The 13,940-nt window shown below is 71.1% G+C and carries 12 protein-coding genes; 6 read left to right on the plus strand and 6 right to left on the minus strand.

Going from position 1 to position 13,940, the window contains the following annotated elements:
* The first annotated feature begins 101 nt into the window (after window positions 1-101).
* Window positions 102-401, plus strand: coding sequence for an Asp-tRNA(Asn)/Glu-tRNA(Gln) amidotransferase subunit GatC (gene gatC, locus QMG86_RS06715; protein ID WP_063019684.1), 300 nt, complete (start codon window positions 102-104; stop codon window positions 399-401).
* Window positions 398-1,924, plus strand: a complete 1,527-nt coding sequence (gatA, locus tag QMG86_RS06720) for an Asp-tRNA(Asn)/Glu-tRNA(Gln) amidotransferase subunit GatA (RefSeq protein WP_281878341.1) — start codon at window positions 398-400, stop codon at window positions 1,922-1,924. The genes gatC and gatA overlap by 4 nt, the downstream gene beginning before the upstream one ends.
* Before the next feature lie 49 nt (window positions 1,925-1,973).
* Here the strand turns inward: gatA and QMG86_RS06725 are convergent, their stop codons facing one another.
* A complete protein-coding gene (locus QMG86_RS06725) occupies window positions 1,974-2,897 on the minus strand; it encodes an SDR family NAD(P)-dependent oxidoreductase (protein WP_281878342.1) in 924 nt (307 codons plus the stop codon).
* 108 nt (window positions 2,898-3,005) lie between these two features.
* Here QMG86_RS06725 and QMG86_RS06730 point away from each other — a divergent pair, with 108 nt between their 5' ends.
* On the plus strand, window positions 3,006-3,593 hold the full coding sequence (locus QMG86_RS06730; protein ID WP_281878343.1) for a TetR/AcrR family transcriptional regulator: 588 nt from the start codon (window positions 3,006-3,008) through the stop codon (window positions 3,591-3,593).
* Between the two features lie 42 nt (window positions 3,594-3,635).
* Here the strand turns inward: QMG86_RS06730 and QMG86_RS06735 are convergent, their stop codons facing one another.
* The 3 genes from QMG86_RS06735 to QMG86_RS06745 are packed head-to-tail and all read right to left on the minus strand — an operon-like array spanning window position 3,636 to window position 6,314.
* A complete protein-coding gene (locus QMG86_RS06735) occupies window positions 3,636-4,082 on the minus strand; it encodes an SRPBCC domain-containing protein (protein ID WP_281878344.1) in 447 nt (148 codons plus the stop codon).
* Between the two features lie 55 nt (window positions 4,083-4,137).
* A complete protein-coding gene (locus tag QMG86_RS06740) occupies window positions 4,138-5,529 on the minus strand; it encodes an alpha/beta-hydrolase family protein (RefSeq protein WP_281878346.1) in 1,392 nt (463 codons plus the stop codon).
* Complete coding sequence (locus tag QMG86_RS06745) at window positions 5,526-6,314, minus strand: LPXTG cell wall anchor domain-containing protein (protein WP_281878347.1); 789 nt, start codon at window positions 6,312-6,314, stop codon at window positions 5,526-5,528. Before QMG86_RS06745 ends, QMG86_RS06740 begins: the two co-directional genes overlap by 4 nt.
* A gap of 167 nt (window positions 6,315-6,481) precedes the next feature.
* On the opposite strand from QMG86_RS06745, the gene QMG86_RS06750 reads away from it, so the two are divergent.
* Together QMG86_RS06750 and QMG86_RS06755 are read left to right on the plus strand one after the other, a co-directional pair.
* Window positions 6,482-7,705, plus strand: coding sequence for a sensor histidine kinase (locus tag QMG86_RS06750; RefSeq protein ID WP_281878348.1), 1,224 nt, complete (start codon window positions 6,482-6,484; stop codon window positions 7,703-7,705).
* A 45-nt stretch (window positions 7,706-7,750) separates the two neighbouring features.
* The gene (locus QMG86_RS06755; protein WP_281878350.1) at window positions 7,751-8,416 is read left to right on the plus strand and encodes a response regulator; all 666 of its coding nucleotides are present in this window, start codon (window positions 7,751-7,753) and stop codon (window positions 8,414-8,416) included.
* A 7-nt stretch (window positions 8,417-8,423) separates the two neighbouring features.
* Here the strand turns inward: QMG86_RS06755 and QMG86_RS06760 are convergent, their stop codons facing one another.
* Entirely contained in the window at window positions 8,424-9,326 is a 903-nt protein-coding gene (locus tag QMG86_RS06760; RefSeq protein ID WP_281878352.1) for a serine hydrolase, read from the minus strand.
* A gap of 262 nt (window positions 9,327-9,588) precedes the next feature.
* On the opposite strand from QMG86_RS06760, the gene QMG86_RS06765 reads away from it, so the two are divergent.
* Window positions 9,589-11,379 carry a serine/threonine-protein kinase gene (locus tag QMG86_RS06765; RefSeq protein ID WP_281878353.1) on the plus strand — a complete coding sequence of 597 codons (1,791 nt, stop codon included), beginning with the start codon at window positions 9,589-9,591 and terminating at the stop codon, window positions 11,377-11,379.
* A gap of 4 nt (window positions 11,380-11,383) precedes the next feature.
* Here the strand turns inward: QMG86_RS06765 and QMG86_RS06770 are convergent, their stop codons facing one another.
* Window positions 11,384-13,915, minus strand: coding sequence for an FtsX-like permease family protein (locus QMG86_RS06770; RefSeq protein ID WP_281878355.1), 2,532 nt, complete (start codon window positions 13,913-13,915; stop codon window positions 11,384-11,386).
* Between the last annotated feature and the right edge of the window lie 25 nt (window positions 13,916-13,940).

Genomic DNA, 13,940 nt, shown 5'->3' on the forward strand with positions numbered 1-13,940 from the left:
CCGCGCCGGTGAAGCGCGGGTGCCGCACGGCGACCTGGTCGCCGGTGGCTAGGCTGTGTGGGTTGAGCACTGTTCATAACGAAGCCGAAAGGGGTCCCGCGGTGCCCGCCATCTCCCGCGACGAGGTCGCACACCTCGCCCGGCTGTCCCGGCTCGCGCTGTCCGATGCCGAACTGGATCAGTTCGCCGGACAGCTGGATTCGATCCTGAGCCACGTGCGGACCATCTCCGAGGTCGCCGCCGCCGACGTCCCGGCCACGGCGTCGCCGAACCCGGCGACCAACGTGACCCGGCCCGACGAAGTGGTGCCGGGCCTGACCCCGCGCGAGGCGCTGTCCGGCGCGCCCGCGGTGGAAGAACAGCGGTTCATGGTGCCGCAGATCCTGGGAGAGGGCGAATGAACGCAGCATCGCATCGCGATTCGACGGGGGGTGGTGGCCGGGCGACGGGCGGGCATGATCTGACCGGGCTGTCCGCGGCCGAGCTGGCCCACAAGATCCACGGCCGCGAGCTGTCGTCGGTGGAGGTGACGCAGGCGCACCTGGACCGGATCGCCGAGGTCGACGGCGAGTACCACGCCTTCCTGCACGTCGCGGGGGAACAGGCGCTGGAGGCCGCGGCCGCGGTGGACGCCGCGCTCGGCTCGGGCGCCGCGCCCGCCTCGCCGCTGGCGGGAGTTCCCTTGGCGCTCAAGGACGTCTTCACCACCACGGACATGCCGACCACCTGCGCGTCGAAGATCCTCGAGGGGTGGGTGTCGCCGTACGACGCGACGGTCACCGCGCGGTTGCGCGCGGCGGGCATCCCGATCCTCGGCAAGACCAACATGGACGAGTTCGCCATGGGCTCCTCCACCGAGAACTCCGCCTACGGCCCCACCCGCAACCCGTGGGACACCACCCGCGTCCCGGGCGGTTCGGGCGGCGGCTCCGCGGCGGCGCTGGCCTCGAACCAGGCGCCGCTGGCCATCGGCACCGACACCGGCGGGTCGATCCGCCAGCCCGCCGCCGTCACCGCGACCGTCGGCACCAAGCCGACCTACGGCACGGTGTCGCGCTACGGCCTGGTCGCCTGCGCGTCGTCGCTGGACCAGGGCGGTCCGTGCGGACGGACGGTGCTGGACACCGCGCTGCTGCACGAGGTGATCGCCGGGTACGACCCGCGCGACTCCACCTCGCGCGACGTACCGGTGCCGCCGGTGGTGGCCGCCGCGCGCGCCGGGGCACAGGGCGATCTGCGCGGCGTCAAGATCGGCGTGGTGAAGGAGCTGCACTCCGACAGCTACCAGCCCGGCGTGCTCGCCTCCTTCGACGCCGCCGTGGCGGTGCTGAAGGATCTCGGCGCCGAGGTGGTCGAAGTGTCTTGTCCGCACTTCGAATACGCGCTCTCGTCCTACTACTTGGTGATGCCGTCGGAGGTGTCGTCGAACCTCGCGCGGTTCGACGCCATGCGTTACGGCCTGCGCGTCGCCGACGACGGGCAGCACAGCGCCGAGCAGGTCATGGCGGCCACGCGTGCGGCCGGTTTCGGCCCGGAGGTCAAGCGGCGCATCATGATCGGGACCTACGCGCTGTCGGCGGGCTACTACGACGCCTACTACGGCCAGGCGCTGAAGGTGCGCACGCTCATCGCCCGCGACTTCGACAAGGCCTATGAGCAGGTCGACGTGCTCGTCTCGCCGACCAGCCCGTTCACGCCGTGGAAGCTGGGCGAGAAGGTCGACGATCCGCTGGCCATGTACCTCTCGGACCTGTGCACCCTGCCGACCAACCTGGCGGGTCACCCGGCCATGTCGGTGCCCTCGGGCCTGAGCAAGGACGACGGCATGCCCGTCGGCCTCCAGATCATGGCCCCCGCTCTCGCCGACGACCGCCTCTACAAGGTGGGCGCGGCCTACGAAGCGGCTCGCGGCCCCATCGCCTGACGTTCGGCGGAGCCGCTCGTTCGCGAAAACGGGCGGCTCCGCGAGATAGTCACGCCGGCCAGGTGAATTCGGGGTCGTCGGCGTAGTCGCGACGGCGCTGGTCCAAGGCGAGCGCGACCATTTGGTGTGCGCCGGGCCCGATGATCTTGCGCAGCGGCGGGTTCGGCATGTTCACCAGTGCGATCAAGCCCGCGGCGCCCACTTCGGGCGGTGCTTCGATCCAATCGGACTCGGTGCCCGACGTAGCGTCCGGCGCGGGTTCATCCGAGGCGGAGGCGGCTTCGCTCGGCGGCTGGGCGTCGGTCGAGTCGGCGGAAGCGTGCCCGATGTCCCCGTCGGCAGCTGGGTAGTCCGGCATGCCCAGGATGCCGCTGCGCAACTCGGCGTACGCGGGGATGCCGGTGGCGAACCGCATGCTCGACTTCGCCCAGTCGGTGTCGAAGCCGCCCAGTTGCGCGAGCGTGACCCGGATGCCGAAGGGGCGCAGCTCGTCGGCGAGCGAGGCGCTGAATCCCTCCAGTGCCCATTTGCTCGCGTTGTAGAGGCCGAACAGCGGGAGGCTCCCCACGGCCCCGACCGTGGAGATCTGCACGATGTGCCCGGAGCCCTGGGCGCGTAGATGCGGCGTGGCCGCCTGCGAAACCCAGAGCGCCCCATAGAAATTGGTGTCCATCTGGTCGCGGATCTGCGCTTCGGTCAGTTCTTCGACGGCGCCGACCAGGCCGTAGCCCGCGTTGTTCACGATCACGTCGATGGCGCCCGCCGCGGCGAACGCCTTGTCCACGGTGGCGATCACATGTTCGCGGTCGCGTACGTCCAAGGGCAGCACGGTCAGGCGGTCGTCGGCGAGGTCCGTCAGGGACTCCGGGTCGCGGGCGGTCGCGACGACACGGTCGCCCTGCGCGAGCGCGGCCGTCGTGAATGCCCGGCCGAGCCCGCGGCCGGCACCGGTGATGAACCACGTTCTGGTCAAGAGAGATCCTTTCGTCGCGAGACGCTCCGTCTCGTTCGAAACCATGCCAAGCGAATCTGCGTGTGTCAAGACGAGACGTTGCGTCTCGTTTAATGGTAGGGTGCGGGCATGGCCGATACTCCGACCGCCGCGCGCCGCAGTGAGCGTGCCCGTGCGGCGATACTTGCCGCGACAGCCGAGCTGATCCGCGAGGTGTCCTACGCGAAATTGAGCGTCGAGGCCATCGCGGCCCGGGCGGGTGTGGGCAAGCAGACGATCTACCGCTGGTGGCCGTCGAAGGGTGCGGTCGTCTTCGACGCCATGCTCGAATCCGATTCCGGCCCGGCTGGTCCCGCACTGCCCGACACCGGCGACGTCGCGGCCGACTTGCGCCTGCTGCTGCGCGGTTCGGTGGGCGCGCTCACCGATCCCGGCTTCGAGTCCTTTCTACGGGCGATATACATCGAGATCCAGCAAGACGCGGAACTGGCCGTCGCGTACCGCGAGCGCCTGCTGCTGCCCCAGCGCGCCGCCGTCGCCGACCGGCTGGCCGCCGCCGTCGCCGCCGGGGAACTGCGCGCCGGGCTGGACCTGGAACTCGCCACTGATCTGCTGCTCGGCCCGATGCAGATGCGGTGGTCGCTGGGGCTCGGCGGGCTCACGGAGGCGTACGCCGACGCCGCGCTCGATGCCGCGCTGGCCTATCTGCGGGCGTGAGTCGCCCGGCACGCGGGTCCGTTCGACGCCTACCGGCTCGGCTCAGGATGCTCGCAGCTTCTCGGCCTGTTCCTTGATGCCATCGGTCATGCCTTCGAAGCCGCGGCGCAAGTTCTTGCCGAGCAGTGCGACGACCACGGGATGCAGCCATCCGCCGAGTTCGAAGTGTGACTCGTAGTGGGTGCGGTCGTCGGAGAGCGGTGTCACGGTGTGCGAGCGCAGACTGTGCAGCGCGCCCGGGGGTACCGGTTTCATCGAGTAGCTGAGCTCACGGCCCGGAGTGTGCGAGCGAATCCACTCCCGCTGCTTGCGAGGGCTCGATCCGGAGACTCGAACGAGCATGTCGATCGGCTCGCCGGGCGCCAGCGAACTGCGGCACTCCAGGACGAAGGGATTCCACTCGCCGTAGCGCGGGAAGTCGGTGATCACCTGCCACACCAGCTCGGCGGGGGCGTCGATGTCGGCGGCGAGGTCGATGACGAAGGCCATGCACGAATTAGAACATGTTCTACGCCGACGGGGTGTGGGCGCCGCGCCGAACGGCTCAGCAGGACCCCATGGCCGTGCCCTGATCGGTGCCGTAACGGTGGCCGTGGCCCGGCGGGGCGTGCAACGCCGCGAGCAGGTCTGCGGTGGTCTGCGCGAAGCTGATCACCGGAAGCCACTGCGGAACCGGAGCGTCGACCCGGGCGCCGTCCAGGTCGGGCGCGCGCCACACCTGGGACAGCGACCAGTGGATCACCGGATCGGAACTGTTGGCCAGCACCGTCGCGCCGCCGCGATGCACGTGGTTGGCCGGAGGTCCCGCCCAGAGGACCGCGCAGGTCCGGCTGTCCTGCTCGGCGTCGTCCCCGAAGACGGCATTGCCGCCCAGCGCGCCGAGGCTCTGCCCGTAGAGGTACAGCTTCGGTTTGTGCGCCAGCCCCGCGATGTGGCGCTCGACGGCGGTGAACAGACTGCGCGCGGCCGTCACCGCCGCATCCCGGCCGAACACGAACGTCGCCCAGCTCGGGAGATAGGAGTACTGCAACCCGACCAGCGCCACGTCACCGTCGAAGCGGCGATCGAAACCCGCCACGGCGTTGGCGTCGATCCAGCCCGATCCGGTGGGCACCGTGACGACCAGGTGCGAGCGCGCGAAGCCGCCCGACCGTTCCAGCTCGCGGATCGCCAGCGCGACGCGGCTGTCCAGGTCGGGCGCCGAGGCCACCCCGACGTAGACCCGCACCGCCCGCCCCGGCGCGCCGCTGACGAATTTGCGTCCCTCCGAGCCGAGCGATGCCCAGCTCACCGCCGACTCGGCGCTGCCCGACCCGTGGTGCGAGACCGGCTGGATCACCGCGGGGTCCACCTCCGCGTTCGCGCTCGCGTACACCGACTCCCGCCATCCGACCACCGCGGGCACGCCCACGAGGTACAGCAGAACCGCCACGACCGCGGCCAGCGAGACGCCCCGCGCCCAGCCCAGCTTCCGCAACGTCCAGGTGATCGAGCGGGCAGCGCCGACGAGCAGTCCGATGATCAACGCAGCGCCGAGCGCGCACCGCAGCCAGTAGCCGGTGTCGATGTGCGGCGTGCTCATCGCGGCGCGCAGCCGGTTCTGCCAGTGTCCCGCGTTCGCCGCCGCACCCACCACCAGGACCGACGTCGCGATGAGCAACGGCCGCCGCAACCACCCGTGCCGCCGGTTGACGTCGAAACCCCAGTGCCGCAGGACGACGCGCAGCACCCCGGCCACACCGAGAGTGAGCGCCGCGAGGAGCCCGGTCAGCGCGGCCTGCGCGCTCGGTGCGCGAGGGAGCAGTCCGGGCGCCAGGGAAGCCAGCACACCGGTGCCGATGCCGAGCGTCGTGCCGATCCGCGGCGGTGCGACCCGGCGTATCGCCACGGCGACCCGCCTGCGCCGATCCAGGAACTTCGAGACGAGCGAGGTCATGGTCGTACCGCCGCGTCGGAATGCGGCATGCCCGCCACCGGCGCGGGGTCACGGCGGCGGTTGCGCACGACGAGGGCCGCGATCAGCCCGGCGATTCCGGCGCCGAGCACGCCGAGCAGCACACCGCTCGTCGCGGGTCCGGTGTCCGCCGTGTCGAGCAAGGGCTCCACCACAGGCGCGCCGTAGTCCTGCCGCCGCGAGTTCAAGTCGACGGCGGTGTGCGCGATCGAGGCCATCGCATCACAGCGGGCGCGGGAGAAGGAGTCCACACGGGCGGCGCAGGCTTGGTGCATCTGCCGGTCCAGCGTCGCGTCGAGGGCCTGCCGCGCCCACGGGCCCAGCGGCTCGCCGCGCTGGTCGGCGTAGCGCAGCAGGTCGTAGCCGAGGTCGTGGGCCTTGCACGCGGTATCGAACTCGACCGGCAGCGTCACCGGGGACGAGCAGTCGCCGCGCGGATTGACCAGCACCCCGTCCACCGTGCTCGGCCGGTAGCCGAACGACGCGACGAAGTCCGCCGGGATCGCGGTGAGCGCGTCGGGCGTGCCCGCGGCCAGTTCGGCGATCGCGGCGCTCGCCTGCGCGCTCTCGATCGGCGCGGCGGCCGCGGCGGCCTGCTGGGCGGGGGCGAGAAACGCCGTCGCCGCCATGGCAGTCAGCGCCGCCGCGGTGAGCGCCGCATAGCGCCGCGTCGGCGCGGTGATGGAAGTGGTTGCGGTGGAATGGTTTCGGGCTCCTGCGGCCGAGGCGGACCGGGTCTCGCGCCCGGCGCTGGTCGGTGTGCTCATGGCGACGACGTTAGGGAGTCGTTTCCGGCGGCCGCCTCACGCCCGGGGACGTTTCCCGTGCCGCGCCGCCGGGGGAGCCGCCGTGCCCGTCTCGCACCGGGGTATCGGGCCGGAAATCACCCGTGGGTATGAGTCGCGGTGAACCGGGAGTTCCTAGGGTCGTAGGCATGAACCGAGAAACTCGCGCCTGGACGCGACGGCTGGACGCGCGGACCTGGTTCGACCTCGGCACGGTGCTGGTCGCGCTGATCTGGTACGCGGTCGCCTGGCCGACCTTGCACCTGACCCACGCGGTGCCCGCCGCGGCGCAGCCGTTCATCGCGGCGCTGGCCGCGTTCCCGGTGCTGCTGGTGCGCGTCAACCCGGCGTTGGGCTGGGCCATCTCGGCGGGCTCCGCGCTGGTGATCGCGCTGGCGATCCCGCATCAACCGAACAACGAGCTGCCGTTCCAGGTCGTCCACCTGCTGTGCCTGCTGGTGTCGCTGTTCGCGGTGGCGGTGCGCGCCCCGGGGCAGATCGTCGCGGTGGCCTGGGCGGCGACGGCGCTGCTGTTGGCGACCACAATGCCCGGCGAAGGGGAGGCGTTGGCCAACGCCGCGTGGGGCTGGCCGATCGCGCTGGCGGCGCTGGTGCTGTTCGGCCTGCTGATCCGCTGGCTGGTGCTGTCGCGGCGGCAGCTGGTGCGCCAGGAGGAGGAGAACGAACTCGAGCGGGCCCGCCGCGCCATCCTGGAGGAGAAGGCGCGCATCGCCCGCGACCTGCACGACGTCGTGGCCCACCACATGTCCCTGGTGGTGGTGCAGGCGCAGACCGCGCCGTACCGGGTGGATGGCGTCACCCCGGCCGCTCGCGCCGAGTTCGAGTCCATCGGCGCCACGGCGCGCGAAGCGCTCAACGAGATCCGCGGCATGCTCGGCGTGCTGCGCAGCGACGGCCAGCTGCCCGAGCACGCGCCCCAGCCGAAGGCCGCGGACGTGATCACCCTGTTCGAAGCTGCGCGACGCGCGGGTGTCCGCATCGAGTGGACCGTCGACGGAACCCTGGACACGATCCCGGAGACGACCGGCCTCGCGCTCTATCGTGTCGCCCAGGAATCGCTGTCCAACGCTTCCCGGCACGCACCCGGCGCCCCGGTCGAGGTGCGCATCGCGTGCGGTGCGGAGCTGCTGCTCGACGTCGAGAACGGTCCGGGCGCGACGCCCGCCCGGCCGGTCGGCAACGGCGGCCACGGCATCGCGGGCATGCAGGCGCGAGCGTTGGCCGTCGGCGGCGAAGTGACGGCGGGACCGCGCGCGGACGGCGGTTTCCGCGTCCACGCGCGCTTCCCGCTCACCGCGCCCGAAGCCCCGGCCGCCGTCGTCGGTGCCGCGCACGCCGAACCAGGTCGCTGAGCATCGGCCCGCCGCGCAGTCGTGGGGGGCAATTAGGGTGAGCGGGTGGCAATTACGGTGTTGATCGCCGACGACCAGGCGATGGTCCGGCAGGGGTTCGGGGCGCTGCTCGCGGCGCAGCCGGATATCAGCGTGGTGGGCGACGCGGCGGACGGGAAGGCCGCGGTGGCCGAGGCGAAGCGGCTGCGCCCGGATGTCGTGCTGATGGATGTGCGCATGCCGGAGATGAACGGGCTGGACGCGGCCCGCGCCATCCTGGCGGCCGGGTTCGACCCGCCGGTGCGCGTGCTGATGCTCACCACCTTCGACATCGACGACTACGTCTACGAGGCGCTCAGCCTGGGCGCCAGCGGGTTCCTGCTCAAGGACGCGCCCGCCGAGGAACTGGTGCGCGCGGTGCGCGTGGTCGCCGACGGCCAGGCGCTGCTCGCGCCGACGGTCACCCGCAGGCTCATCGCCGACGTCACCCGTCGCCGCAGCGCGGCCCGGGCCAAGCCGGCGCCGCAGCTGAACGCGCTGACTCCCCGCGAGCGGGAAGTGCTCGAACTGATCGCGAAAGGCATGTCGAACGCCGAGATCGCCGAAACCCTGTTCGTGGCCGAGCAGACCGTGAAGACCCATGTCTCCAAGGTCTTCTCGAAGCTCAACCTGCGTGACCGGGCGCAGGCGGTGGTGCTGGCCTACGAGAGCGGCCTGGTCACCCCGGGCTGAGCCGGATTCACAGCGGCGGGCAGGAGCCGCCGCGCAGTTCGCCGAGATGACGGCCCAGCATCCGCGCCATCCGGCTGAGGATGGTGGTGGAGTCCTCGAAGCTGCCGGAATCGGCCGTCGCCGCCATGGCCACGGCGATCGTGCCGGACCGCACCGGGACCAGGCCGAACTGGCGGACGGTGTAGACGCCGGTCACGTCGTCGGGTCCCCAACCGCCCTTGAACGCCGTGCCCTCCAGCACGCCCAGCCCCCACGCCTGTTCGGGGGTGATCTCCGTCATCAGCTCGGTGACGTGGAAGGACTCGGGCAGGCAGGGCAACCGGGAGGCGAAGCGCGCCTGATTGGCGAGCGTCCATTCGGTCCCGCCGAAGGAGGTGTAGTCCAGGGTGGTGCGCGGGCCCGCCACACCGGTCGTGGCATCGCCCGCCTCGTCGATCACGTCCTGGACCGCCTTGGCCGCTTCCAGCCCGTCGCCGAGCGACTGCCACAGCGCCTCGGCGGCGTCGTTGTCCGACCACGTGATGGCCGCCTCCACCTCGTGCAGGACCTCTTCCTGGGAGTCGTGCCGCAGCGCCGCGATCGCCAGCGGCACCTTGATGGTGGACCAGGCGATGCCGCTGACCCAGTCGCCGAAGACGGTCATCCGGCCGCCGCCCACGGGCATGATCGCCATGCCGACCTGGCCGGCCAGCTGCGGCTGCAACTGGGTGAAGTCGGCGGCCAGCGAGTCCGGCATGGACACCGCGAGGTTGGGCCGCCAGGCTCCGGCGGTGTCGACGACCACGGCCGGGGAGTCGGCGGCGCGCTTGTCGCCGGGAAACAGCGTGCACGAGGTCAGCGTGAGCAGCACCACCATCGCACCGGCGCGTAGCGCCGACCGATACGTCGCAGCGGATCTCGTCGACCTCACCACCGAGTCCTCCCCACCACCGGTGACGCGGTCACTACTTCTCGGCGGTGCAAAATAGCTCATCGGGCCCGTCCGGTCGGTGACCGGACGAGAGACATCGCCGCGGCGCGCGGCGGCGTCGACGGCACGATGTCTCGAACATAGTTTTGCCGATCTTCCCGGAGAATTCGAAACCCCGTGGCCACGGCGTCACCCGGTAGGCTCCAGGATCGGTATGGCGCCCGGATGTCACGTCCGGCCGCCGCGGTCACCTGAAGGGGGCGTGTTGCTCAACAGCGGTGCGGTGTTCGCCGGGTTCACCATAGAGAAGCTGCTCGGCCAGGGCGGCATGGGATCGGTGTATCTCGCCCGTCACCCCAGATTGCCGCGGCAGACCGCGCTCAAACTGCTCAACCGGGAGTTGTTCACCGACGCGGAGGTCCGGGCCCGGTTCGAGCGGGAGGCCGATCTGGCGGCGCAGCTGGATCATCCCAACATCGTCGCGGTGTACGACCGCGGCACCGAGGACGAGCAGCTGTGGATCTCCATGCAGTACGTCGACGGCGTCGACGCGGCGACGGTGAACCCGCTGACCCTGCCGCCGGAACGGGCCGTGCAGATCGTCGAGGGCGTCGCGTCCGCACTGGATTACGCGCACGGCATGGGCGTGCTGCACCGGGACGTCAAGCCCGCGAACATCATGCTGGCGCGCGCGGTGGGCGGCCACGGCGAGCGAGTGTTCCTCACCGATTTCGGGATCGCACGGCTGCGCGAGGATTCCACTCACCTCACCCAGACCGGCATGTTCACCGCGACGCTCGCCTACGCCTCACCCGAGCAGATGACCGGCGCGCACCTGGACCACCGCTCCGATCAGTACTCGCTGGCCTGCGCGCTGTACTGGCTGCTGACCGGCATCGCCCCGTTCGACGCCCCCGCACCGGCCGACATCATCCGCGGGCATCTCCAGCTGCCGCCGCCTTCCGTCGCGGCCCGGCGCGCGGGCCTGTCGCCCGCACTGGACGCGGTGATCGCGAAGGCCATGGCCAAGCGGCCCGACGACCGCTTCGCCTCCTGCGTCGAATTCGCCACCGCGGCACGGCGAGCGCTCACCGAGCCCGCTCCGACAGTGGTGGCCGCGCAGTACCAGCCGCAGCCCGCGCCTACCGTCCTCGCGCAACCGGCGTACCCCGGGCCGGAGGGAAGCCAGCCGACCTACGTTCCCACGGCGTCCGCGGGCTACACCGCGCCACCGCAGTACAACCCGAATCCGACCGGCGGGCAGCCGTTCCCGGCGTCCAATGGTTTCGTCGCAGCAACTCCCCAGCCGAGCTACCCCGCGGCGCCGCCGCTTTCCGCCCCCACTCCGCCGCCGATCGGGTATCCGCCCCACCAGCCGCCCGGCTATCCGGCGCAAGCTCGCTCCAACACCGGCCTCATCGTGACGATCGTGCTGGTGATCGTGGCACTGCTGGTCGGGGCAGGCATCGTCGTCGCGAAGATCGGATTCTCGGATTCCGCGTCGCCCTTGGACACCAGCCCCAAGACGCCGGCGGGGCCGTCGGACGCGGACAAGCTCGCCAAAGCGTTCCCGGAGCTGCTACCGCAAGGCGTCGACACGAAATACGACATCGGCTCCGGCCCGGGTTATCGCGGTAAGACCTGCTTCCTCGGCACCGCCAAGCCGGGCGGCAAGGTGTCCAGCACCAACGGCGTCCCCGACTTCCCGAACTGGTCGAAGGCCTGGAATTGCTGGGGCACGCCGATCGCCGAGCCCGACTACGTCCTCATCGGCTTCAAGTCGCCGCAGGACGCCCAGGCCGCGGTGCGGGACCTCCCCTCGAACACGGCGGCCACCGAACGCAACGGTGGCAAGACGTATTCGACCTACCGCTGGCAGGAGAAGGGCGGCGGGCTGCCGGACGGCTACCTCGTGGTGGACTTCGCCGACGACCCGGCCCGGTCGAGCTACCTGCTGTTCGCCACGGTGACGCTCACCGACAGCAATCCGAGTTCCGGATTCGGCATCACCTCGGCGAAATTCAAGACGTGGTTCGCCGAGCTGCCGCTGTGAACGCTCAGTCGACCGCGAGCGCCTCCACGATCGGCAGCCGGGCCGCGCGCAACGCGGGCGGAATCGATCCGAGCAGCGCCAGCGCCAGCGCGACGATTCCGTAGACCAGCAGCATCGGGCTCGGCTGGTAGTCGACGTCGATGGTCAAGGCGTGCCCGAGGGCGACGGTGCCCAGGAACTGCACCGCCGCGCCGAGCGCCAGACCCAGCAACGCGCCGACGACTCCGATCCCGGCGGCCTCGGCCAGCACCGACCGCATCAAGAATTTGCGCCCGGTGCCCATGGCGCGCAGCACGCCGAGTTCCCTGCGGCGCTCCAGCACCGAGAGCATCAACGTGTTGAGCAACGCGACCGTGGCCACCAGCACCACGATCCAGAGAATGGCGTTGCTCATCGCCATGCCCTGCCGGATGCTCGACGACGCGGCCGTCACCGTGTCCGCGCCGGTGTCCACGTTCAGCTCCGGCGGCACCACCTGCCGGATGGCCGCGAACACCGCCGCGCGATCGGCGCCCGGTGCGATGTCGACGGCGATGACCGTCTCGCCGGGCCGCTGGTACCAGCTGCGCATCAAATCCAGGTCCATCATCACCACGCCGGCGATGGCGGAGAAGTACGGAATCACCTGCAGCACCCGCACGGTACGGGGGCCGGTCGGCGTCGGCAGGGTCAGGTCCGCGCCCGCGTCGACGCCCAGTGCGCGCGCCACGTCACGGGAGATGGCCACCCCCTCCCCGGCCGACAAGCGGGCGACCGACTCGTCGGTGAGCATGCGCATCCGCGTCTGTCTGGCATCCGGCGGAAACCCTTGCAGCATCACGCGACTGCCGCCCAGCGTGGCGAAGGCCATCTGCGCCGGGCTGAGATGCGTGACGCCGGGCACCGCCGCGAGCTTGCCGGCCAGATCCGCGGGCAGCAGCGGCCCGGTGGGGAACTGCGCCATCGACGCGGGGCTGACGTAGACGTCGTTGCGGGCCAGGTCGGTGAAAGTGACCGTGGCCGAGTCGATCATGTTGCTCGAGGCGCCGCTCATGCCCACGGTGGCCCCGACGCCGATCATCACCGTCATCGCCGTCGCCCACACTCGCCGCGGCGAGCGTTCCAGAGTGGTCGCGCCCAGTGCGCCGGGAGCGCGGAACCAGCGCGCGACCCCCGCCGCGACCCGCACGATCGGGCCGGTGGCGGCGAAACAGAGCAGGATCGCGGCGATGAACGACATCGAGATGGCGGTGAGCGAGTAGCGGCCGAGATCGCTGCTCGCGATGAACACCGCGGTCACGGCGAGCCCGGCGCCTGCCGCCACGGCCAGCCAGCGCAGCACGGGGCTCGCCGTATCGGTCCGGGCGGCCCCGACCGGAGCCAGCGCCTCGATGGGCTGGACCTTGTACACCTGGCGCGCGGCGAGCGCCGCCGCGAGCACGCTGGTGAGCACGCACGCCACGACCGCGAACGGAATCACGTACCAGGGCACCGCGTATTCGGTGCGGGCCTCCACCGACTGCACGATCGCGGTGGGCAGCGTGCCGATGGCGACACTACCCATGAACACGCCCAGCGCCGCGCCGACCGCGCCGCCCAGCACACCGAGCAACGCCGCCTCGGCCAACAAGTCGCGCACCATCGGGCCGCGTTTGCCGCCGATCGCGCGCAACAGCGACAGCATCGGCCTGCGCTGGGCGATCGCCATGCTCATCGCGTTGTAGATGAGGAACGCCGACACGATCAGCGCCGCGGCCGACGCCATGGTGGTGGAGTAGCGGACGATCTGGATCGCCCCGCCCGCCTGCGCGGTGCGCAGACTCGGCTCGGCCACCACCGCGCGCCCGTCCACCGCTTCGGTGAGCGCGGCGCGCACCTGCGCGAGATCGGCGCCCTCGGCGGGAATGATCTGCACGGAATCCAGCCGTCCCGCGCGATCGGTGACCTTCTGCGCGAGCCCGAGCGGAGCGGCGATGAGGTGACCGCCGTTGAGCTTGCGGGACGTCTCCTCGTCGAGAACACCCGCGACCGTCACCGTCGTGCCGCCCAGTTGGAACTGTTCGCCCTCGGCCCGGCCGAGCCCCGTGCCGACCAGCACCCCGTTGGGCACCGAGAGCAACTTCCCGGTGAAAGCGCTCATCGGCGTGGTCAATTCGCTGCCCAGCGCGCCGATGTTCGAATCGGCTCCGATCAGCAGCGCGCGCTCGGCACCGGTGCCGACCTGCACCCGCAGCATCGGGACCGCCACCCCGACGCCCGGTGTGGCCGCGATCCGACTCAGCAATTGCTGGTCGAAACCGGCGTCGGTTATGCCGCTGACCTCCAGCTGCGCTTTGCCGCCCAGGCCGCGGGTCAGCTTGTCCACCGAGCCGGTGACCGAGCCGGAGATGCTCAGCACCGCCACCAGCAGCGACGCCGAGACGCCCATCACGACCAGCGACATCGCGGTGCGTCCGCGATGGGCGAGCAACTCGCCGATATTGAACAGCCGCAGGCGATCCCACGCGGCGCCGATCCGCCCCCCGCTCCGCTGCCGCCTCCAGGCCTGACCGCTCACGCTGTGTCCTTTCTCGCGTGAGCGG

The organism is Nocardia sputorum, from assembly GCF_027924405.1.
Taxonomy (GTDB): Bacteria; Actinomycetota; Actinomycetes; order Mycobacteriales; family Mycobacteriaceae; genus Nocardia; species Nocardia sputorum.

Excerpts from the sequence above, each read along its gene's own strand:
- QMG86_RS06740 (WP_281878346.1), bottom strand. The coding sequence starts at position 5,529 with ATGACCTCGCTCGTCTCGAAGTTCCTGGATCGGCGCAGGCGGGTCGCC.
- QMG86_RS06750 (WP_281878348.1), top strand. The coding sequence starts at position 6,482 with ATGAACCGAGAAACTCGCGCCTGGACGCGACGGCTGGACGCGCGGACC.
- QMG86_RS06745 (WP_281878347.1), bottom strand. The coding sequence starts at position 6,314 with ATGAGCACACCGACCAGCGCCGGGCGCGAGACCCGGTCCGCCTCGGCC.
- gatA (WP_281878341.1), top strand. The coding sequence starts at position 398 with ATGAACGCAGCATCGCATCGCGATTCGACGGGGGGTGGTGGCCGGGCG.
- QMG86_RS06730 (WP_281878343.1), top strand. The coding sequence starts at position 3,006 with ATGGCCGATACTCCGACCGCCGCGCGCCGCAGTGAGCGTGCCCGTGCG.
- QMG86_RS06735 (WP_281878344.1), bottom strand. The coding sequence starts at position 4,082 with ATGGCCTTCGTCATCGACCTCGCCGCCGACATCGACGCCCCCGCCGAG.